We start from the raw sequence: 20,446 nt of genomic DNA, 5'->3' as shown, positions 1-20,446 counted from the left end.
AATTGAATATCACCATAAATGTAAGAAATAATTTATAAATCTTATACTTGGCTATATTATAAGCAAATCACTAAGCCAAGCTAAACTTTTAATCCTGTTACTAGATAATCAAGTAATACCCGTACATTAGTAGCAACAAATTGCCGCGGAGGATAGAGCCCCCACACACCCTCTTGCTGAGGTTGATAAGCTGTTAATATTGGTACTAACTGCCCTGTTTTTATTTCATTCTCTATGTAGTAATCCGGCAACTGAACAATACCCAACCCTTTTTTAGCGCCGTCAACCAGTGCCCAACCGCTATTGCAATGCAACCTCCCTGCTACTTTAATATGTTTGTCACGACCGTTTTCATTTACTCGCCAATAACTACTGTTACCAATTAAGCATTGATGCTGGTTAAGTTCACCTAACGTATGGGGTTCGCCAAAACGCGCTAAATAGCTAGGTGCGGCACACATAATAAATCGTCTTGAGCTCAATCGCCGCGCTTTTAGACTTGAGTCTTTTAAATGGCCTAATCGAATGGCTAAATCAAAGCCGCCTTCCAGCAGGTTTTCTTGCTCATTAGAGAGTGTTGCGATTACTTCTACTTCTGGGTGATCATGCATAAATGAATGCACTATAGGCATAATAAAACTCTCACCATACATAACCGGTGCGGTTAATTTAATTTTACCTTTAGGGGATGTTTGCACAGAGGCTAGCCCCTGAGTGGCCTCATCCATAGCGTGTTGTAATTGTTTTACTTGGTGTAAAAACTGCTCACCTTCTTTGGTTAATACCACTTTTCGGGTCGTACGCGTTAATAGTTGGGTATTTAACCGTTGTTCAAGCTTAGTAACATGGCGGCTAATATGGGCAACCGATAAACCCAACGCCTGTGCAGCTTGAGTAAAACTTCCCTCTTCGCCAACTGCAATAAACTCATCAATCCCTTCCCAACGCATCATTATTACCATACTGTAAAAGTGTTTTATTAATTTAGAGATTATCATTATTATAGAAATAAATACAATAGACACATCACCCAAACAGTTTGGGTCTACAATTGATATTTAAACCACTACAAAGGATATACACATGTCTGAATTTATAAAATCAAAAGCAGCAATTGCCTGGGGCCCTAACCAGCCTTTAAGCGTTGAAGAAGTTGACGTGATGATGCCTAAAAAAGGCGAAGTGATGGTAAAAATCACTGCCACAGGTGTATGCCATACAGATGCTTTTACTTTATCAGGTGAAGATCCTGAAGGTATTTTCCCCGCTATTTTAGGCCATGAAGGCGCTGGGGTGGTTTACGCTGTGGGCGAAGGCGTTACCAGTGTAGAAGTTGGCGATCACGTTATTCCTTTATACACCGCAGAATGTGGTGAATGTAAAATGTGTACTTCTGGCAAAACCAACTTGTGCTCTGCTGTACGCGAAACACAAGGCAAAGGCTTAATGCCAGATGGCACAACGCGCTTTTACAAAGACGGCCAACCAATTTATCACTACATGGGTTGCTCAACCTTTTCTGAGTACACAGTACTTCCTGAAATCTCACTAGCTAAAGTAAATAAAGAAGCATCGTTAGAAGAAATTTGTTTATTAGGCTGTGGTGTCACTACCGGTATGGGCGCTGTAACAAATACGGCAAAAGTAACAGCGGGCGATACAGTGGCTATTTTTGGTCTAGGTGGCATTGGTTTGTCTGCCATTATTGGCGCAAAAATGGCTGGGGCTAGCCGTATTATTGGTATTGATATTAACACCTCTAAGTTTGAACTTGCGACTAAACTCGGTGCGACCGACTTAATTAATCCAAAAGACTTCGACAAGCCAATTCAAGAAGTGATCGTAGAGATGACCGATGGCGGTGTTGACTACTCATTTGAATGTATTGGTAACGTTGATGTAATGCGCTCTGCCCTTGAGTGTTGTCATAAAGGCTGGGGAGAATCTGTAATTATTGGTGTAGCCGGTGCTGGCCAAGAAATTTCAACTCGCCCGTTCCAATTAGTAACCGGTCGTGTATGGCGTGGTAGCGCTTTTGGCGGCGTTAAAGGTCGCTCGCAACTTCCTGAAATTGTTGAACGCTACATGGCGGGTGAATTCGCCCTTAATGACTTTATTACCCACACCATGAGCCTTGAAGAAATAAACGATGCCTTTGATTTAATGCATGAAGGTAAGAGTATTCGTACTGTTATTCATTACTAATTTCTTTTAATCACCAACACCAGCCGTTGCTATTTAGTAACGGCTTTTAAGGATTGTTATGTTAGAAAATATCTCAACAGCAAAAGTGGCTGGTGGCTGGCATAAGCAGTATAGCCATACTTCCTCAAGCACCCATTGCAGCATGCGTTTTGCGGTATTTTTACCACCAGGCGCCAGTGAAAAAAATAAAGTACCAGTACTTTATTGGTTATCAGGATTAACCTGTACTGATGAAAACTTTATGCAAAAAGCAGGCGCGTTTAAAAAAGCGGCTGAGCTAGGCATTGCTATTGTCGCACCTGATACCAGTCCGCGTGGTGAAAACGTTCCTAACGAAGACAGCTACGATTTTGCTCAAGGTGCAGGGTTTTACGTCAATGCAACGCAGGCACCTTACAATACTCATTTTAATATGTACGACTATGTGGTGAAGGAACTACCCGCATTAATAGAGCAACATTTTCCGGTAACGGCTAAAAAAGCAATTTCTGGGCACTCTATGGGTGGCCACGGCGCATTAATGATTGCCCTTAAAAATCCTAAAGCGTATACCAGCGCTACAGCATTTAGCCCAATTGTTAACCCGATAGATTGCCCTTGGGGTGTTAAAGCCTTTACTGGTTATTTAGGTACTGATAAAGCCCAGTGGGCAGAATATGATAGCTGCGAGTTAATGCAACAAGCCAAACAAGCTGATTATTTACCTATGTTGGTCAGCCAAGGTGATGCCGATAACTTTTTAGAAGAACAACTTAAGCCACAAAACTTAGTGGCAGTTGCAACACAGAAGGACTATCCGTTAACACTCGAAATGCAAGCTGGCTACGACCATAGTTACTATTTTATTAGTAGTTTTATAGACCAACACTTATTATTTCATCATCAGTTTTTAACTGCTTAGATTCATTACTGTGTAGAGTAGATTTATCTACTTCTACACATTCTTTTAAGACCTTAGTAACCTGCCTGCATTTTTTAATCACCCCGTCATCTCCTTTTACTAACCCAAATACTGCAGAGTCTATTTTTAAACCGAGATCGGTAAAATTGAATCCATCTTTATCAACTGGAACCGGTTCAAGTGGATTTTTATGGGGCGTAGAACGAGCTGGATTATTCATTCTTTGGTTATCATCTGCATTTGAAACGGCTTGCCCATCTAATAAAGCGCCAACAAAGGTACAGCCACTCGACATAATCATTAATAAAAGAATAAATATTTTTTGCATGTTTGGCCTTTGAATTGCTAGTGGATGAAGGATTTAATTATTTATATAGTAACTCTATTAAAAAACAAAACTGTAAAAATCTGTTAGTGAGCAAAATCGTTTACAACATAAGTTACACTTAAGTATTTTATAATCACCCTCGCAAATTGATATAATATAACATACAATTAAGCTCGTTTTTTCCATCTTACTAAAGCATTTTTATGTCATTACCTATAACCCAAAATCGATTGCATCATATAGATTTACTTCGGGGTCTTATCATTATATTTATGGTGATTGATCACGGCATGTATTATTGCCTAAATTATTCAGTGACCGATCCCATGACCATACCAGGAACAGATGCGCTTACTTTTTTTACTCGTTTTATATCGCACTTTTGTGCGCCATTATTTATATTTTTAGCGGGTCTTTCAGCTGCGATAACCGAACATAAATACACTTCCACACAAGCATTTTCAAAAAGCTTAATTATACGTGGACTAGTGCTTATATTATTTGAATTTACTATTGTGTCGTGGTCTTGGAGCTTTAACCCACTATTTCCAATGTTATACGCTCAGGTTATTTGGGCGATAGGTTGGGGATTTATTATTCTAGGGCTTTTACGCTTAGTTGGTCTGTATGCCATTTTTGCCATGGGCTTAATTTTAGTATTTGGCCACAACTTATTTGATGCCGTCAACTTTGCGCCAAATACACTCGTAAATACTATATGGTCTGTTTTACATCAAAAAAATGTACTCGAACTTCCTTTTAACTTTAAAATTAGAACCACCTACCCCATTGCACCTATTGTTGGGTTAATGGCGTTAGCCTATTGTGCAGGTGTTTATTACAAGGCCAAGCAATACAGTAGCCGGGTGCTGGATTATGGCTTAATTTTAGGTGTCAGCTGCCTAATTTTATATACGCTTTTACGTGGCTTTAACCTTTATGGTGACGCGTCGCTATTTACGATTAGTGACTCTTATTTACTCACTATAATGTCATTTTTAAACCCGACCAAATACCCACTTTCCCTGCAGTTTATGTTGTTAACCGTTGGTATAGGTCTAATTATGCTGAAAGTATTGAGCAAGCTAAAAAGTGACTTTTCGCCAACATTTTTACAAGCATTGGGTAAAACGAGTATGTTCTCGTACTTAGCTCACTTGTATTTACTGCATGCAATAAGTTGGTTACTTATCCCTGTTTTAGGCTTTAGTTTTTCTGATATGACTTATGGCGAAACGCTGGTGGGTTTACCAACCGGATACGGTATGAGCTATTTTGCAACACTAGTATTTATTGCAGTCGTAATTGGCTTAACAGCCATTCTTGCCAATTATTATTTAGCATGGAAGCAAAAAAATAAACACAGTTTAATTGCTAAGTATATTTGAACAGACATTAAAAAAGGCGCTATAAAAGCGCCTTGCTAACAAGTATGTGTGCTTAGAACATATCTTGATAGGAATTTGTTGTACTGAATGTGATTGCTTTTTCAAAGCCTGGCAGCGTAATGCTGTGCTCATCTAAAACAATCTCATTTTCTTCAATTAAACCATCACCAAAACGGTAAATTAGTGAGTATTGACCTAAGTCAGCTTGCGTTTGGTAGGTATGCTGCGCCGCTTTCACTTGGCTATGTTTTTCAGCGTAGCTATTCATCAGCGCATCACCATGGCGTTTAGCAAGCATCTGCATAGTTACTTTTGCGCTCAGCACAGTGGCTGTTGCATTATTTCCACCAAAGCCTTTTGAGTTAATAAACGCAATATCCATATCACCACACTCATAGTGGCTATTACGAATATCTAAATGTTCGCTGTAAACATCGTCGGCGACTTTATCAATGGTGGTAATACCGGGCATAATATTATGACTAAATACACCTAACGCAATGGCAAGCTGATCGCCACTAGCTGGCGCAATAGTATGGCCTACATAGGCTTTAGGCGCAGTCACTTTCCAGTTATCAATAGCAAATGTTTGCGCAACTTTATGATAAATTAAAGATTCAGTAACACGGTTTTGTGGTGTACTTGAGCCATGCGCTAAAATAAAGCTACGTTGTTGCAGTGCCTCTTTACCTAACAAGCTAGTAGCAAGGGCAGCTGATTTCGCCATGGTGATGTAGTTACCAGGACCTGGTGAGGTAATTGATTTTTTAACCCCATCGGCATTCACAAATACATCGGGCACACTGCCCATAATATCTGCACCGAGCTCCAATGCCAGTGCATCATCCATTAATATAGCAACCTGAGCACCCTCACCTAAGGTAAAACCACAGTTCTCACCAAATGGACGACTACTTTTACGGTAATCAGGCTCATCATCATTGCTTAAATTATCTAAACGACGCAAACCTTCAATATTTGCCAGCGCGCTCATGTTGCCAAAACCTTCAACCACTTCTGGAGTAATCGCACATTCAACACTGGCAACCACTGCAACACGGGTCCGCCCAGCTTGAATATCGTTAACGGCAGCACGTAAATTGTATAAAAATGTGGCACATGCACCCGATGTTGAAAAAGTTGTCCCTACATTGCCGGTAACATAGGCGTTAATAAAATCGGTCGACATTGTATTTAAACCCAGCGCTAACTGCTTAGTACTTACACGATCGCCCTGCTGCCGTGCTTTAACTAATCCACCTAAGCCTTTATCATCCATTTGACCAATAACTGAGGCTGAGTAGGTGCCAATTTTGTCAGGCTCTACGCTATTCATAATGTGTTGCCAATCGAGTCCTGTTGATTTAATTGCATCGGTGGCAGCAAATATAGTCGCTTGTAAACCACGCGGCTGGTAGCGGCTGTTATACATAATGGCAGGATCAAATCCTGTTGGAAATTGCCCTGCCGACTTAATCGGGTTATCACGGGTTGAGTCATGCTTTACGTCAAGCTCAGCAGCAATCGTGACTTTTACTTTTTTATTATCAAGATCATCTATTTGCCAGTTACTTGGTAAAGGCGATGGTAAGTCACGACGACGTGTTTCAAACACAATTGCACTATCATCTGAAGCCGTTAAGGTCATTTTTTGCTGCCAAGGTGTGGCATCAACATCAAAATGTTCTTTTTCAATTTTACGGATCAAAGTACCGGCAATAATTTGCTCACCAAAGCGTGCTTCAATGTCGCTTTGCTCAACAAGATTACCATGGCTGTCTTCAAGTTGGCCGTTTACTGTAGTCACCAAGTTCATCAGTGTGGCAAGGCCTAAAAACGTTTCTTGGCGAGCTTGCGCCGCTAAGCTATCTAACACGATACGACGATAACCTTGATGAAAAGAAGTACGGCCAGCGGCATTAATGCCTCCCATGCCTACAATAACGGGTAATGCAGTCATAATTTACCTTTAAAATGCGTGTTATAAGAATATGACATTAGTTTAATTGGATTACAGATACACCTTTGTGCTTTAATAGCCAAATAAGCGGCATAAAAGGCCAAAAATAACTGGTCGGAGCATTCATAATGAGCAATAACCCATTACCCCCTCCCATTAATATTGGTATTGCGGTGTTTGAACACTTGCTGGTAACCAGTCTTACACTACCGATTGAAATGCTACGTGCCGGCGAAGCATTTGCTAAAGGCCATAGTGATAAAAACAGCTTTAAACCTCTGGCTATTCATTTAGTGGCTAAAAATAGTGATGCCATTAAGACGCGAACTGGGCTATCGATTATTCCTGATTGTACTAGCGAAAATTCACCTTATTGCGATTTAGTGATTGTGCCAGGCATTTGGCGTAACCCACGCCCAGTGATTCGCACTAATCAACAATTAGTCACTTGGTTGAGCGAGAGCTTTACTGTAGGAAGTCATATAATTGGAGTAGGCACAGGTAATTGCTTTGTCGCAGAGGCTAGTTTACTTGACGGCCACCCCGCAACTACGCATTGGCATTATGCTAAGCAGTTTAAGCATGACTACCCTAATGTAAGTTTAAAACCGGATTTTTTTATCACTCAGTCAGAGCGTATGTATACCGTAGCCAGTTTAAATGCACTTGCTGATGTTATCGTGCATATTATTAGTCAATATTACGGTAAAGAAGCGGCGCAACATGTAGAGCGCAACTTTTCCCATGAAATTCGTAAACCCTACGAAGATCAACGTTATTTAGAGGGAGCAGTAGATAGGCACCCTGATGAACTGATTGCACAAATACAATTTTGGTTAAAAACAAATTTAGCCAGTGAACTTAATTTACAACAAGTGGCAGCTCAATTTAGTTTAAGTTATCGCACCTTTACCCGTCGATTTAGAAGTGCCACCAACCAAAGCCCCATCGAGTATTGGCAACAGCTACGAGTAGAAGGCGCTAAAGATTTATTGGCTTCTTCTAACTTGTCAATTCAAGAGCTTGCACTAGAGGTTGGTTACAACGACCAAGGGCATTTAACCCGAGTATTTAAAAAAGTATTACGCCAAACACCCAGCGAATACCGTAAAGTCGTGCGACGAAAATTATTTGGTTAAGTTTTACTCTGTAAATATGCACAATAAATTACTCAGTTTCGATAAATATATACGAAGAGGCAAACCAAACAGGTAATTTTTCAGAGTCGTTTAATTTATTTTTTATTGATAAGTCTACAGAAGCTTCGAATGCTAAATAATATAAGCCCGATCTTTCAATTTCAGTAAAAAAAGATAAAGTCTTTTTCACTCCAACAAGGAGATGTGCTTCCTCTATATATTTTTTATTTTGAGAATTTTGATCCTGAAGGCTAGAGTATAAAAGTGGACTTAGCGACGATTCTCCTTTCAATTTATCACCTTTATATTTAGTCAAATAAATTTTTAAAGGTGATTCAACCCAAGACATACGAACATCATTAGTCCCTGTATTCTTAATAATTACATTAACTATCAAACCTACGTTCCCATTGGGAAGGCCAGTTGTTTTTAAGTCAATATCAATTACGCTCGAATCAACTCCATTAATTTTATTTTGTAAATCTGCGAGCTCTGCCTTACTTTTAGTTAACTCGGCTGTCGTTTTCTTTAACTCAGCCTCAGCTCTATCTTTTTGTAAAAGTGTATCAAACGTATGATAAGCCCAGAAACCAGAAAAAACTAAACCAAAAGCTACAACAATAAATTGAAGAGTCTCTGCCCAGTTATCTCGCCATGGTTTTTTAAATGCATCAAAAAAGTTCACTTGCAGCCCTACATGTTCATAATAGAAACATTTTATATATATTTTAGGTTAATAATTATAAAATCAGTTTATTAGAAGGCATAGCCTCGCCAAAACCATCATCTAGTTCCAGTAACGCTTTATCTGCTTTTTTTATCCTTAAATTTAGTTCGCTTTTACTATTATTAAATTTCGTTTCTCTTTTTACTTCTTCCACTAATATAGCTATTTTACTACTGGAAATTCTCATATCAGCTTTAATTTCATCTGCAACAGCGATCTGTGTGTTAAATAATGCAGCAAAGGCAGCTGCAAAATAAATATTTTTTATAAAATCATTTGTATTTAACTGAAGATACTCTACACCAGGAGACATAAATGCATGTTGAACTGTCAGTTCATAGTTGAAAGTGCTTGCATTATCTTTTAAGAAATTATAAAAATTACCTAAGGAAGCATCATTTTCTCCCTTGCATGTTCTCAAAAAAGAAGAAAGTAACTCTAACTGTCGATAAGTATTTGATAAATTAGCGACTTCATTATTTCCTAAAGCTTTTTCTGAAGCAATATTAACTGAACATCTAACTTCATCATTAACTAAATGGATTGGGAAAAGCCAATGGTTTAAAGCTTGGATATGCTCAATTTTGTTTACCCCAAAGACAGCACCAGTATTTTTTAAACTTCTTTCTAATGGGTAAGGAATATTATCTCTACTTTGGCTTCTACCCCAGTGAACATCGTATCTTAAAGAAAAATCGCAAGTCTTTACATCTTTTACTTTAACTAGGTCTGTTAATTCTATTGATTGGTCACTAAAATAACAATCAGACTTAATAACGCCAGCTATAATACGTTCATCACTTACACTAATGACTATATCATTCTTTTTGATATCTGTGATAAACCGTTTTATCTGTGCGTTTTTATTACCTATCTGACTTTTTGATTCACCTTTTTCAAGAAGAAATTTCTGATGTGATGAAATTATTTTTGATTTTTGTTCAATGGATAGGAAGCTAGTGTCCTCGAAGGTAGATAAATTGAGCATATCAGCATGACCAATTGCTACAAGATTATTTTGAACGAAATGAGAGAAAAAGTGAGCCCCTACTCCAGCCCTAACGACCCAATATTTTCTATTTTCAGGAACTGGAAAAACATCTATACAACTTCCTTGCATTCTTAATACCTTTAATCCATTAAAATACTATCCTCTCATTAATCTAGAGTTCATGTAAATAAATATATTAATTAAAGCAAAAACGCCACTATTTAGTGGCGTTCGGTATCTATACTGTCTTTTCGATAATAACGTTTGTGATAACTTTTTACTTTAGCATGCACACCTTTGCTGAGGCTTTTAAACTTAGCTTCGAGCACATCAACACCATATAAAATACCAACCACCAATATAGAAAGCTTAATTGCAGCACCTAAGTTTTCGGTTGCGATCATCACGCCAATAGACGCAAGCACCCAAATTGTGGCCGCGGAGGTAACCCCTACTACTGCACCGTCTTTTGCTAGCATAACGCCTGCGCCTAAAAAACCAATACCCGTGATTATTTGCCCCACTACACGAGAATGATCAATCACATCCCCTTGTAAATTAAACGCCGTAGATAAAAACAAATATGTGCCTAACGTTATTAATGCTGATGTACGAATACCCACAGGTTTACCGCGCAATTGACGCTCTATACCAATAATAGCGCCACAAAAAGCGGCGGTGCCAATAGCTGCCCATGAGTATGGCGCTACATCGATAAAATCTAAAAATATCACTTAATATCCTAATCTATTTTACTTTACCAATAGCAACTGCCGTTCTGAGCCTTTGGCTACCAAATGCCGACATTTTACTAAAGTCGCTACGTGCAATTGGTACGTACTGACAATCTATTGCTAGCTGGTTATCTTTTCCAGGCTCGCAAAAAGGGTCATGTACGTAAACACAATGTGCATCTAAATGGGTTACACACACCCAGTGCGGTGATTTTTTACCATCAAACCGATACGTACTAATTAACAGCAACACACTAAACCCCTGACTCAACCAGTTTTCTATGTCAGTTAATTCAACATCTTTTTGTGTAACTGAAATATTTGCCGCTGCAATACCCTCAACAAACTGTTGATGAACCGTGGCCAATACTGATTTTTTGTTATCACTGCGAACCCCATCTAAAAATAATGGTTCAGATGTATTAACAATTACCTCACTTGTAAAACCGCGTTTATTTGCAGCCAGTGCCAAGCCAAACGGGTGACACCCGCCATGTCCAGAGGTCATAAAAATAGTGGTGCCTTCACGCCACAAAGCTAATTCATGTGACTGACTCAGCTCTGTGTTTGAGTCAAGAGCAGCCATTGCCATTAATAACGCAGCAGGACCACAGGTAAACTCGGTGGTTTGCTGATACCATGGCGTTAAACGCTCAACCTGCAACTCACTGGTTTGGCGAATATTTTTTTGCATGCGTAAGGCATCACTGTGATCGTCATAATAATCACTGTATTGACCAAATACGCGATACCCCACACTTTTATAAAGCCCAATGGCGCTGTCGTTATTTACTGCAACTTCTAGGCGTAAATAAATACGTCCACGCTCACTGGTCGCTTTTTCAAGTTCATTGAGTAATTTTTTGGCTATCCCCTTGCCCTGCATCGTTGGTAATACGGCTAACGAATACAAACGCGCTAAACGCGTGCCTTTATGGCACCACACTAAACCATAGCCACATAGTTGCGCATTTTGCTCAGCAACTAATAAAATCCCATGTTTAGCCCCAAGCCAGCGCTTTAAACTACGCGCACTTAGCTTATCGTTACTAAAGCAAGTATTTTCAAGCGCCACCAACGCCTTTAAGTCAGAGGTTATTGCAGGGCGAATAACTAGCTTAGTCGCCTCTGCCACTATTACTTTTTCAGCCAGAGCAATAGGCATTAGCCGCGGCCTCGTGCTTCTAAACGCTGTTTAAACTCATCCATTATGATCATGTATAGCTCGTCACCTAAGTAACCATCTTCTACTTTGTGATCAATGCTTGGATTGTCGTTTACTTCCAATACATACGCACGACCTTGGTGCTCTTTAACATCTACACCGTATAAACCTTTACCCACTGTTTTGCAGGCCTTTAAAGCAGCGTCTAACACGGCTTTGGGTAACTCAAAGGTAGGTAACGTTTCAAAGCCACCGGAAAAAAACCGTTTTGCATCATGGTTGTATATTTGCCAATGGTTACGCGCCATTAAATAACGACATGCATAAATAGCACGACCATTAAGTACCCCTACACGCCAATCGTATTCGGTATACATGTACTCTTGTGCCAATACCAGCGCACTCAGTGCAAATAATTCACTAAGCTTAGCTTCTAATTCATCACGATTAGCAACTTTATAAACGCCTTTTGAAAACGACCCTTCTGGCATTTTTAATACCAGCGGATAAGTAAATGCAGCTTCTAATTGCTCAATGGTATCGCTTGATTTATCAGCCACTACTACTGTTTTTAAACTCGGTACTTTTTGATAATTGAATGCATCATGTAAGTACACTTTATTACAACAACGTAAAATAGATTCAGCATCGTCAATTACCACTAACCCGAGACTTTGCGCTTTACTTGCAAGCCGGTATGTTGGATGGTCAATTGCTGTAGTTTGGCGAATAAATAACGCATCAAACTGGGCAATATTGTCTATTTCATCAAAGCTGAGTGCTTTTGCGTTAATACCATGTTTCGCTGCTGCTTTTATAAAACGGGCTATTGCATCTTTATCACTTGGCGGTACTTTTTCGTTATGATCAACCAATATCGCCATATCCCAACGGAAACGGCGCTCTACTTTACCAATACGCCATTGCGTTTGGGTAAACTCATTTAGCTTTTCAATAAACGCAGCATTTTGTTGCTCGCTTAGGGACGCTAATGATCCTTGTTGTAATAGGCCTTGCTCATCAACAAATAAAATAGGCGCTGGGTATTGTTTAAATACCGATTTAGCGACTTTAGCTTGTTGATCATTTCCCGCGTGACCAAAATAAACAGCACCATCAATATGGCCAATATTTTGTAATGGCGCTTGATTGCTTCGAAGCGCGTTAATTGTTTTTACACTCGGTAATACTTGGTGCTTGCGCGCCTCAGCAAGTAACGAACAGTAATAGCCTTTACTTAAATACTGGCTAGCATCACATAGATTTATTATGCGGGTTTTTGGTTCGTTGCGTTTTGGGTAGTCACGCAAATAGGTGTTAAAGGTAATGACATTTTCAAATGAAAGAGCAAGCGTTTGCTCATTGTTATCAACCACAATTAAGGTTTTAAACACGACTTTTCCTAGTTAAGTCAAAATATACAAAGCAGCCTTGCTAATCAGTTAGCTCAGCGAATAAAACAGCAAATAGAAACACCTATCGCACTAAGTGCAGCATTTAGCAAATCACTTAATACGATAGGTGCTTTAACGAATATCTACTATAAACGTTAGCGCTTAAATTGCTTAAGCGACAGGTGATTTATATGCCCTTTTTTAGATGCGCACAAACGAGATATTTTTAGCGTAAAGATAAAAATTTTTGATGAACTTTTTTATTACTAATTTGTGTTTTAAAATAGCCAAAATTTAATACTAAAAGTGATCATCATGTCTCTTCCCGCTTGTCCTAAATGCCAATGTGAATACGTTTACGAAGACCAACAGCTGCTTATATGCCCAGAATGTGCTTATGAATGGAACCCAAATAATACAAGCGATGAAGACGCTATTTTGGTAAAAGATGCAAACGGCACTTTACTAGCCGATGGTGACAAAGTAACCGTAGCCAAAGATTTAAAAATTAAAGGCAGTTCTCAGGTTATAAAAATTGGCACGAAAGCGGTAGTTAGACGTGTGCTTGATAAAAAAGATCACCAGCTAGATTGTAAAGTCGATGGTATTGGCGAAATGATGGTAACGGCCAAGTTTGTGAAAAAAGCATGAAATTACAGAAAGTAATAACGCTTAACTGCTAATTTTTTAGTTCTTTAGATAGCGCAGCTAATGTTTGATCGTAGGCATTCTGATTAAAATTACTTGAGTGTGGGTTCATAAAACCATGTAAGTAATCAACATGCTTTACGTTAACATTAGCCTTTGTTGCAAGCTCCACCTGTAGTGATTTAACATCAAAGTGCGGCTCATAATACGGAAATATGAGTTCAATCTCAAATTGTGGTTGTATATCTGTATGGTGCCTAATTTGTGAGCTGTAAAAACAAATGCCCTTAGCTATCGTTTTAATCACCGGGTGTGCAGACATTGACCAAATTGCCGATGCGCCAACACTAAAACCTATCAATATAGTGTTGCCAGCGAGTGGTTTAATCGCTTTTTGTAAAATAGCTACATACTCATCAAGGCCAATATGCTGGCTAAAATACTCATAGGCCTGCTGTTCACAGTTAAACGCCATATCAAACCCGCCATAGGGATCGACAATAGACTGAGCGTTTAGTTTTTCAGCTAATGCTTTTAAAGCCGCTGTATTACCAAAAATATCACTGACCAATACTAAGTTCATAAACGGCTCATCTTTAATTTTATTCTATAAGTTTTAGGCAATAATTTAACAAAGAGGCCTACGAGATGCTGCGCCTCAGAGTAAGAGACAAATAAATACTACATTCAAAGCACTTTAACCACATCGTAACTATGTTTTACATCACCGATAGTTAAACTAACTTCATCATCGACTTGTTTACCTAATAACTGGTGGCCTAATGGTGCACCAGAGGTAAGCACTTGAATAGTTGTGCCTTTAATATCAACAGTTAATCCACCAGCTGCTGGGCCTAAATAAAACCATTTTTGTGTGCCTGCATCATCTTCTAAACACACCAATGAACTGACTGCTATTGTGCCTGTAACGGCGTCGTTGTAGATGGCTTCAAATAGTTGTATTTCTTTATAACACTCATTCACCCGATCAGCGTGACCTTGCGCTAAATAGGCAGCTTCAAGCCCGAGCGTATCATATTGAGTTTCTGCAATACTTTCTTCGTGAGTCGCGGTATCGTGGGCTGTTTTAGCTGCAATTTTCGCAGTATTGAGCTGCTCTTCTAAGGCAAAACGCAGGTGCTCTGTAACATGGGCTTTATTCATTTGGAGAATTCACTCAATTCGATAAAAATAATTTGCTATTTTATACCAATCTGCTTGGATATGGGACCTATTTTAACGATAAGAAAATTGCTCTATAACTAGGCAAAATTTTTGACATCTAGTTGTTCTAAATGAAAAAATTTTAACAACGTTATAGGGGGATTTAATTCGTTAAATTGTTCAAATATCTATGTAGGTTGGTATTAGCATTGTTGCCACATCGAACACTATCCCTTTGCTGTGTAACAACAATGCTGATTTAAGCCTATGGCATATCCATTAATGCCTGCGTTTGCTGATCCACTTGCTTATCGTAGTTTTTAACACTTAACCCAAGTAGCTCGGGTAATGTTGCAGCAATACAAATGGACGATAACGTGCCTACGACTATTCCTGCAAACAGAGCAATTGCAAATCCCTGAAGCGGCGCACCTGCTAACAGCCAAACACTGGCCACCGTTGCGAGCGTAGTCCCAGAGGTAATAAGCGTACGAGTTAAGGTGCTTTTAATAGCGCTGTTGATAATACTGCTTGGTTTTAGCGAAATATTTGTTGGTATGCGTAATAGCTCACGTACCCTATCACCCACTATTATTGAGTCATTTAGGGAGTAGCCAATTATTGCCAATAAACTGGCTAAAACGGTTAGGTTAAACTCTATTTGTAACCACGAAAATAAGCCAATCACCAGCACTAAATCATGTAATAAAGCCACCACAGAGCCTAATGCTAAACGCCACTCAAACCGAACAGCTAAATAAATCATTACCGCTACCATCGCAGCAAATAAGGCTAAGCAGCCTTGCTCAAATAATTCGTCACCCACTTGAGAGCCAATATAAGCCGATGATAAAACCTCAGCGTTTATATCTGGGTTTTGGCTAATCGCGGTTTTCCAAGCATCATTATTAGCTTCCTCACTTGGCGCTTGCGTTAATTGAAAATGATTATTGCCCTGTGCTGTAAGTTCAAATTCACCTTGATGGTTTTTAGCAATAAATTGCTCAAGCTGTTTTAGTTCAACACCTTGGCTGGTGGTAAATTCTGTTAAATAACCACCCGTAAAATCAAGGCCAAAATTAAGCCCTTTTTGTGCAATGGTGAATACCGATAACAACACAAATATGGCACTTATAAGCAAGCCTGTATAACGCATACGTGACCCTGTCTCACATTTTAAAAAAGTGTTAAGCATGCGCGTTTACTCCTGCTTTTTTACCCAGCTTTAAATATAAGCTTTGGCTTAAATATTTCGATACATAGACACCAGTAAACACCGATGTAATAAGACCCAGCGCTAGCGTTATCGCAAAGCCTTTTACCGGGCCATAGCCTATGCCATATAAAATAATCGCGGTGATCATGGTGGTAATATTGGCATCAAATATAGTATTAGCAGCCTGTTTATAACCCTCTTGTATCGCTTGATACGGGGGGCGACCTTTGCGACGCTCTTCTTTTATGCGTTCAAATATAATCACGTTAGTATCAACCGCCATTCCTATAGTTAATACTAAGCCTGCTATCCCTGGAAGAGTTAAAACCACCCCAGGTAATAACGACATTAGCCCCACTAAAGAGGTTAAGTTTAAAATTAACGCAACATTTGCAATAAGCCCTAAACGGCGGTACCACAGTGCCATAAACGCAAGTGTTAAACCCATGCCTAACATTAACGCTGCTAATCCATTATTAATATTGTCTTGGCCAAGGCTTGGACCAATAGTTTGCTCATGCACTATAGTTACGGGCGCAGTGAGTGATCCTGCGCGTAGTAATAGCGCTAAATCGGCAGCCGCTTGTTGGCTTTGCATATTGGTTATACTAAAACGCGAGCTTAAATGCTGGGCAATGTTCGCTACATTAATAACTTCGCTTTTTTTAACCACTTCACCTTTGGCATTTTGTGAATACTCTGAATAGAGCGTTGCCATAGGTTTACCTATATTCGCCTTTGAAAACGCCGACATAGCATCGCCACCTTGGCCATCTAAGCTCAGTTGTACCAAAGGTTTACCCCAATCATCACGCCCTATATTAGCGTTATTAATATGCTCACCGGTAAATATAGGTACAGGGTCAAGCTTAATGGTCCCTCCCGATTGCAAATTAAACGTTTGCCCGCCTCTCTCTTTAAGTTGATAAAACCCTAATGACGCGGTTGCACCAATTATGCGTTTTGCTTCAGCCGGATCTTGCACGCCAGGTAGCTCAATACGAATGCGCTGCTTACCTTGGCGCTGTGTAACGGCCTCAGTTATGCCGAGCTCTTCAATGCGTGAGCGAAGTGTCGTAAGTGTTTGACTCATCACTTCTTTATCAAATGCGCTGCGCCCTTGCTCAGAATAACTCACTTTAACGACCTGTAAGTTGCCATTAGTTGATGTGGTTGTAGTGAGGTTTTCAAAACGGCTTTTAAGCTCTTTTATAACAACTGTTAGCTTATCGTCAGCATTCTCAAGCGCACTTATTTCAAAGCCCTGATTAGTCTGCTGCGCTTTAACGCCATAGGCTTTTTGTTTAACAATAATGGCTTTTGTCTGTTGATATGCACTGAGCAATTGCTCATCAATCGCTTTTTCTAAATCAACATCAAGTACAAACAATACCCCGCCGTTTAAATCAAGACCCAGTTTTATGGGCGATAAACCAAACTCTTGTAACCAAACAGGGCTGGTTGCATGTTCAACAATTTTAACCTGTGTATTTGGGTAATTTGATTTTAAAGCCGCTTGAGCCTGCGCACTTTGTGTAGGCGTATTTAAAAGTACATTAATATGTGCTGGGTCTTTTAAACTTTCACTCACTTCAAAACCTTGGCTATTTAAAAAGCTAACTAGGTTCTCAGTACTTGGCATTACTTGCGTTTTAACATCAGAAGCTGCACTAATATGCAACCACGACTTATTCGGGTATAAATTAGGTAAGGCGCTTATTGCTAGTAACACTAATACAATCAGCATGGCTACATAGCTCAATTTAAACTTAGCCTTAAATGGCTTTTTCTCTTTTTTTAGACTTAACATAGTTATTCCTTATTACTAGGCATAGCCCAGTAACGTACCTATTAGGCACAATTAATCTGCAGGTCAAAACGCGATGCGTTAAAACCAATTAACATTAAATAAGGAATTTTAAGCGTGGTAGGTAGTTACAGCGGTGTATAACAGGTTAGCGTCTTTCCAGCCGCTCAAGCGCGACTTTTTACTTTTAAATACCCAAGTATACCAAGGCTGATTTATAGTGACTGCTTGCGGTCGCAAAAAAATATGCCTACAGCCATTTAGGGCAAAAAACTCATGCACTACATCGTATTCAGGATCGCCCTGCGCACTATGTAAAAATAAAAATGAGTTATTGGCTGTTAGCCTAGGCTGATGCGCAGCAAAATCAGAATGCTTTGAGTTTTTATGCTGTAAATCGCCAAGCGATTTTGTAGGTACGGAAATGTTAGTTAAATGGTCAACATTAATAACATCGCTATAACCGCTTTGGTTACTGTTTAATTCGTGCTTTACGCCCATAGCATGGCTTTGCACACTAAAGAGTGCAGCAAAAAACAAGCAAGTAGCTAAAAAAACGCGAAATTTAAACATTGGTCATTTAAAACTAAAATAAAGGATAGCTAGTATATAAGGGCAGCTAATTAAAATACAATAGCCGTTCTTAAGCTAATTAATTTATATAAAAACAAATACTGAGATCCTCGATGCGCTCCAGACAAAGTTCAGTAAAACGCCCCGACGCCATGAATTTAAAACAAAGCATTCAAACTCTTTGGCCTTACATCACTAAATTTAAAGGCCGTGTGCTGATTGCCATATTAGCGCTAGTCGGTGCTAAAGGGGCGACATTACTCATGCCATGGGCTTTAAAGGAAATAATTGATTCGGTTGATAAATCAATTAACCCACTACTACTCGTTCCTACTTTATTACTCGTTATGTACGGCGCATTGCGCTTTGCTAGCGTATTTTTGGGTGAAGTACGCGATGCAGTATTTTCGCGAGTCACCGAGCATGCCATGCGAGATATTGGCCTTAAAGTGTTTAAACATTTGCACTCGCTAGATTTAGCCTTTCATTTAGACAGACAAACTGGCGGTATAAGTCGAGACATAGAGCGCGGCACCAGTGGCTTAAGCTTTTTAATGCGTTTTTTAATGTTTAATATTGTGCCCACGTTGTTTGAAATAATGACCGTAGCGATTATTTTTGGCACCTTGTTTTCTATTTGGTTCGCGTTAATCACCCTATTGGCTGTGGCTATTTATATTTTTTTTACCGTGACGGTTACCCAATGGCGAAACCGCTTTATTCGTGAGTCAAACGCTGCTGATAATCAAAGTAACACCCGTGCCATCGACAGCCTATTAAATTACGAAACCGTAAAGTACTTTAATAATGAACACTATGAAGCCAAAACTTACGACACATTTTTAGCAACCTGGGAACAAGCACGATTAAAAAACAGACTCTCGTTATTGGCGCTTAATTCAGGGCAAGCGCTGATCATTGCGTGTGCCATAACCGCATTAATGTGGCTTGGCGCTAATGAAGTGGTTACCGGCGAGTTAACGATTGGTGAGCTGGTAATGATCAATGCGTATATGATTCAACTCTTTTTACCGCTTAACTTTTTGGGATTTGTGTACCGTGAAATACGCCGTGCCCTTACCGACCTTGAAAACATGCTTGGGTTATTAAATACCTCACCCAAAGTAGCAGATAGCGAAACTGCGCAACCATTAGCACTCAAAAATGGGGCAATTAGCTTTGAAAATGTCAGCTTTAGCTACGATAGTAAACGCCCTATTCTTAAGAACGTCAGTTTTCATGTAAACCCTGGTGCTAAGGTAGCGGTTGTAGGTGCTAGTGGCGCAGGTAAAAGTTCGTTAGCCCGCTTGTTATATCGTTTTTATGAACTTTCATCAGGCGCTATAAAAATTGATAATCAAGCCATAAACACAGTCACCTTGGCAAGTTTGCGTAAAGCTATTGCCATAGTGCCGCAAGATACTGTGTTATTTAATACCAGCATACGCGAAAATATTCACTATGGCAGACCTAGCGCCAGTGAAGATGAAGTAAACAAAGCCATAAACATGGCGCATCTAACAGACTTTATTAATAGCCTAGATAAAGGCGATAAAACCTTAGTCGGTGAACGCGGACTAAAAGTCTCTGGCGGCGAAAAACAACGTATTGCTATTGCTCGCGCTATTTTAAAGCAATCGCCGATTTTAATTTTTGACGAAGCCACTTCCGCGCTCGACTCACAATCTGAGCAGGCCATATTAAACGCTATGCGAGAAGTAGCCTCTAACCACACCAGTATTGTTATTGCGCACCGCTTATCAACAATTACCGATGCCGATACTATTATCGTGCTTAAGGCCGGAGAAGTGGTAGAGCAAGGTAAACATGATGAATTACTCATGCAAAATGGTGAATATGCTCATATGTGGACCTTGCAACAAAAACAGTCGAGCGATTAATAAACCAGCAAAATTGTGCATTAGCTATTGGTTATTTAACCGGATTAAGGCACTCTTATTGACTAAGATTGTTTTTTAACACCGTTTTGTCGAGCAATGCGGTGATTCACCTCAAACACATTGTTTAGTTTGTGAATATTAATAACAATCGAAAGACTAAACCTAATAACAACAACGATTCATTTAATATAACGAGTCTTCGGGG

The 20,446-nt window shown here is 39.5% G+C and carries 19 protein-coding genes; 6 read left to right on the top strand and 13 right to left on the bottom strand.

The features are described 5' to 3' along the window. Positions 1–80: 80 nt before the first annotated feature. Complete coding sequence (locus BW139_RS15390; RefSeq protein ID WP_175611418.1) at positions 81–953, bottom strand: LysR family transcriptional regulator; 873 nt, start codon at positions 951–953, stop codon at positions 81–83. Positions 954–1,083: 130 nt separating this feature from the next. On the opposite strand from BW139_RS15390, the gene BW139_RS15385 reads away from it, so the two are divergent. Together BW139_RS15385 and fghA are read left to right on the top strand one after the other, a co-directional pair. Beyond that, positions 1,084–2,205 carry an S-(hydroxymethyl)glutathione dehydrogenase/class III alcohol dehydrogenase gene (locus BW139_RS15385; RefSeq protein WP_076920255.1) on the top strand — a complete coding sequence of 374 codons (1,122 nt, stop codon included), beginning with the start codon at positions 1,084–1,086 and terminating at the stop codon, positions 2,203–2,205. Between the two features lie 58 nt (positions 2,206–2,263). Further along, positions 2,264–3,106, top strand: a complete 843-nt coding sequence (fghA, locus tag BW139_RS15380; RefSeq protein ID WP_076920254.1) for an S-formylglutathione hydrolase — start codon at positions 2,264–2,266, stop codon at positions 3,104–3,106. On the opposite strand, the gene BW139_RS15375 is transcribed toward fghA, so the two are convergent. After that, complete coding sequence (locus tag BW139_RS15375) at positions 3,060–3,434, bottom strand: hypothetical protein (RefSeq protein ID WP_076920253.1); 375 nt, start codon at positions 3,432–3,434, stop codon at positions 3,060–3,062. The two genes, fghA and BW139_RS15375, sit on opposite strands and share 47 nt — an antisense overlap. A gap of 203 nt (positions 3,435–3,637) precedes the next feature. Between BW139_RS15375 and BW139_RS15370 the strand changes: the two genes are divergently transcribed. Further along, positions 3,638–4,822, top strand: a complete 1,185-nt coding sequence (locus BW139_RS15370; protein WP_076920252.1) for a DUF1624 domain-containing protein — start codon at positions 3,638–3,640, stop codon at positions 4,820–4,822. A 52-nt stretch (positions 4,823–4,874) separates the two neighbouring features. On the opposite strand, the gene BW139_RS15365 is transcribed toward BW139_RS15370, so the two are convergent. Beyond that, on the bottom strand, positions 4,875–6,782 hold the full coding sequence (locus tag BW139_RS15365; protein ID WP_076920251.1) for a beta-ketoacyl synthase: 1,908 nt from the start codon (positions 6,780–6,782) through the stop codon (positions 4,875–4,877). Between the two features lie 128 nt (positions 6,783–6,910). Between BW139_RS15365 and BW139_RS15360 the strand changes: the two genes are divergently transcribed. Continuing rightward, on the top strand, positions 6,911–7,921 hold the full coding sequence (locus BW139_RS15360; protein ID WP_076920250.1) for a GlxA family transcriptional regulator: 1,011 nt from the start codon (positions 6,911–6,913) through the stop codon (positions 7,919–7,921). A 28-nt stretch (positions 7,922–7,949) separates the two neighbouring features. On the opposite strand, the gene BW139_RS15355 is transcribed toward BW139_RS15360, so the two are convergent. The 5 genes from BW139_RS15355 to BW139_RS15335 all read right to left on the bottom strand — a co-directional run bounded on the left by BW139_RS15355 (position 7,950) and on the right by BW139_RS15335 (position 12,932). Beyond that, positions 7,950–8,606, bottom strand: coding sequence for a hypothetical protein (locus tag BW139_RS15355; RefSeq protein ID WP_075169287.1), 657 nt, complete (start codon positions 8,604–8,606; stop codon positions 7,950–7,952). 55 nt (positions 8,607–8,661) lie between these two features. After that, a complete protein-coding gene (locus BW139_RS15350; protein ID WP_076920249.1) occupies positions 8,662–9,768 on the bottom strand; it encodes a hypothetical protein in 1,107 nt (368 codons plus the stop codon). A gap of 92 nt (positions 9,769–9,860) precedes the next feature. Then, positions 9,861–10,373 carry an MgtC/SapB family protein gene (locus tag BW139_RS15345; protein ID WP_076920248.1) on the bottom strand — a complete coding sequence of 171 codons (513 nt, stop codon included), beginning with the start codon at positions 10,371–10,373 and terminating at the stop codon, positions 9,861–9,863. A 13-nt stretch (positions 10,374–10,386) separates the two neighbouring features. After that, positions 10,387–11,538, bottom strand: coding sequence for a GNAT family N-acetyltransferase/peptidase C39 family protein (locus BW139_RS15340; protein WP_076920247.1), 1,152 nt, complete (start codon positions 11,536–11,538; stop codon positions 10,387–10,389). Next, on the bottom strand, positions 11,538–12,932 hold the full coding sequence (locus BW139_RS15335; protein WP_076920246.1) for a RimK family protein: 1,395 nt from the start codon (positions 12,930–12,932) through the stop codon (positions 11,538–11,540). Before BW139_RS15335 ends, BW139_RS15340 begins: the two co-directional genes overlap by 1 nt. A 315-nt stretch (positions 12,933–13,247) precedes the next feature. Between BW139_RS15335 and BW139_RS15330 the strand changes: the two genes are divergently transcribed. Beyond that, positions 13,248–13,583 (top strand): zinc ribbon domain-containing protein YjdM, encoded by a 336-nt coding sequence (locus tag BW139_RS15330; protein ID WP_076920245.1) that lies wholly within the window; start codon positions 13,248–13,250, stop codon positions 13,581–13,583. 28 nt (positions 13,584–13,611) lie between these two features. Here BW139_RS15330 and BW139_RS15325 read toward each other — a convergent pair whose 3' ends face one another. The 5 genes from BW139_RS15325 to BW139_RS15305 all read right to left on the bottom strand — a co-directional run bounded on the left by BW139_RS15325 (position 13,612) and on the right by BW139_RS15305 (position 18,340). Next, on the bottom strand, positions 13,612–14,163 hold the full coding sequence (locus tag BW139_RS15325; RefSeq protein ID WP_076920244.1) for a hypothetical protein: 552 nt from the start codon (positions 14,161–14,163) through the stop codon (positions 13,612–13,614). 104 nt (positions 14,164–14,267) lie between these two features. Beyond that, entirely contained in the window at positions 14,268–14,744 is a 477-nt protein-coding gene (locus BW139_RS15320; RefSeq protein ID WP_076920243.1) for a GreA/GreB family elongation factor, read from the bottom strand. Between the two features lie 265 nt (positions 14,745–15,009). Further along, the gene (gene secF, locus BW139_RS15315; RefSeq protein WP_076920242.1) at positions 15,010–15,939 is read right to left on the bottom strand and encodes a protein translocase subunit SecF; all 930 of its coding nucleotides are present in this window, start codon (positions 15,937–15,939) and stop codon (positions 15,010–15,012) included. Continuing rightward, a complete protein-coding gene (gene secD, locus BW139_RS15310; protein WP_076920241.1) occupies positions 15,932–17,770 on the bottom strand; it encodes a protein translocase subunit SecD in 1,839 nt (612 codons plus the stop codon). Before secD ends, secF begins: the two co-directional genes overlap by 8 nt. 108 nt (positions 17,771–17,878) lie before the next feature. Further along, positions 17,879–18,340: a hypothetical protein gene (locus BW139_RS15305; RefSeq protein ID WP_076920240.1), complete on the bottom strand. Its 462-nt coding sequence runs from the start codon at positions 18,338–18,340 to the stop codon at positions 17,879–17,881. A 113-nt stretch (positions 18,341–18,453) separates the two neighbouring features. Here BW139_RS15305 and BW139_RS15300 point away from each other — a divergent pair, with 113 nt between their 5' ends. Continuing rightward, the gene (locus tag BW139_RS15300; protein ID WP_175611417.1) at positions 18,454–20,241 is read left to right on the top strand and encodes an ABC transporter ATP-binding protein/permease; all 1,788 of its coding nucleotides are present in this window, start codon (positions 18,454–18,456) and stop codon (positions 20,239–20,241) included. The last annotated feature ends 205 nt before the right edge of the window (positions 20,242–20,446 follow it).

This window comes from Pseudoalteromonas sp. SK18, assembly GCF_001974855.1.
Classification (GTDB): Bacteria; Pseudomonadota; Gammaproteobacteria; order Enterobacterales; family Alteromonadaceae; genus Pseudoalteromonas.
Note: the sequence above shows the minus strand (reverse complement) of the source record. Positions and strands in the feature narration are given on the sequence as shown.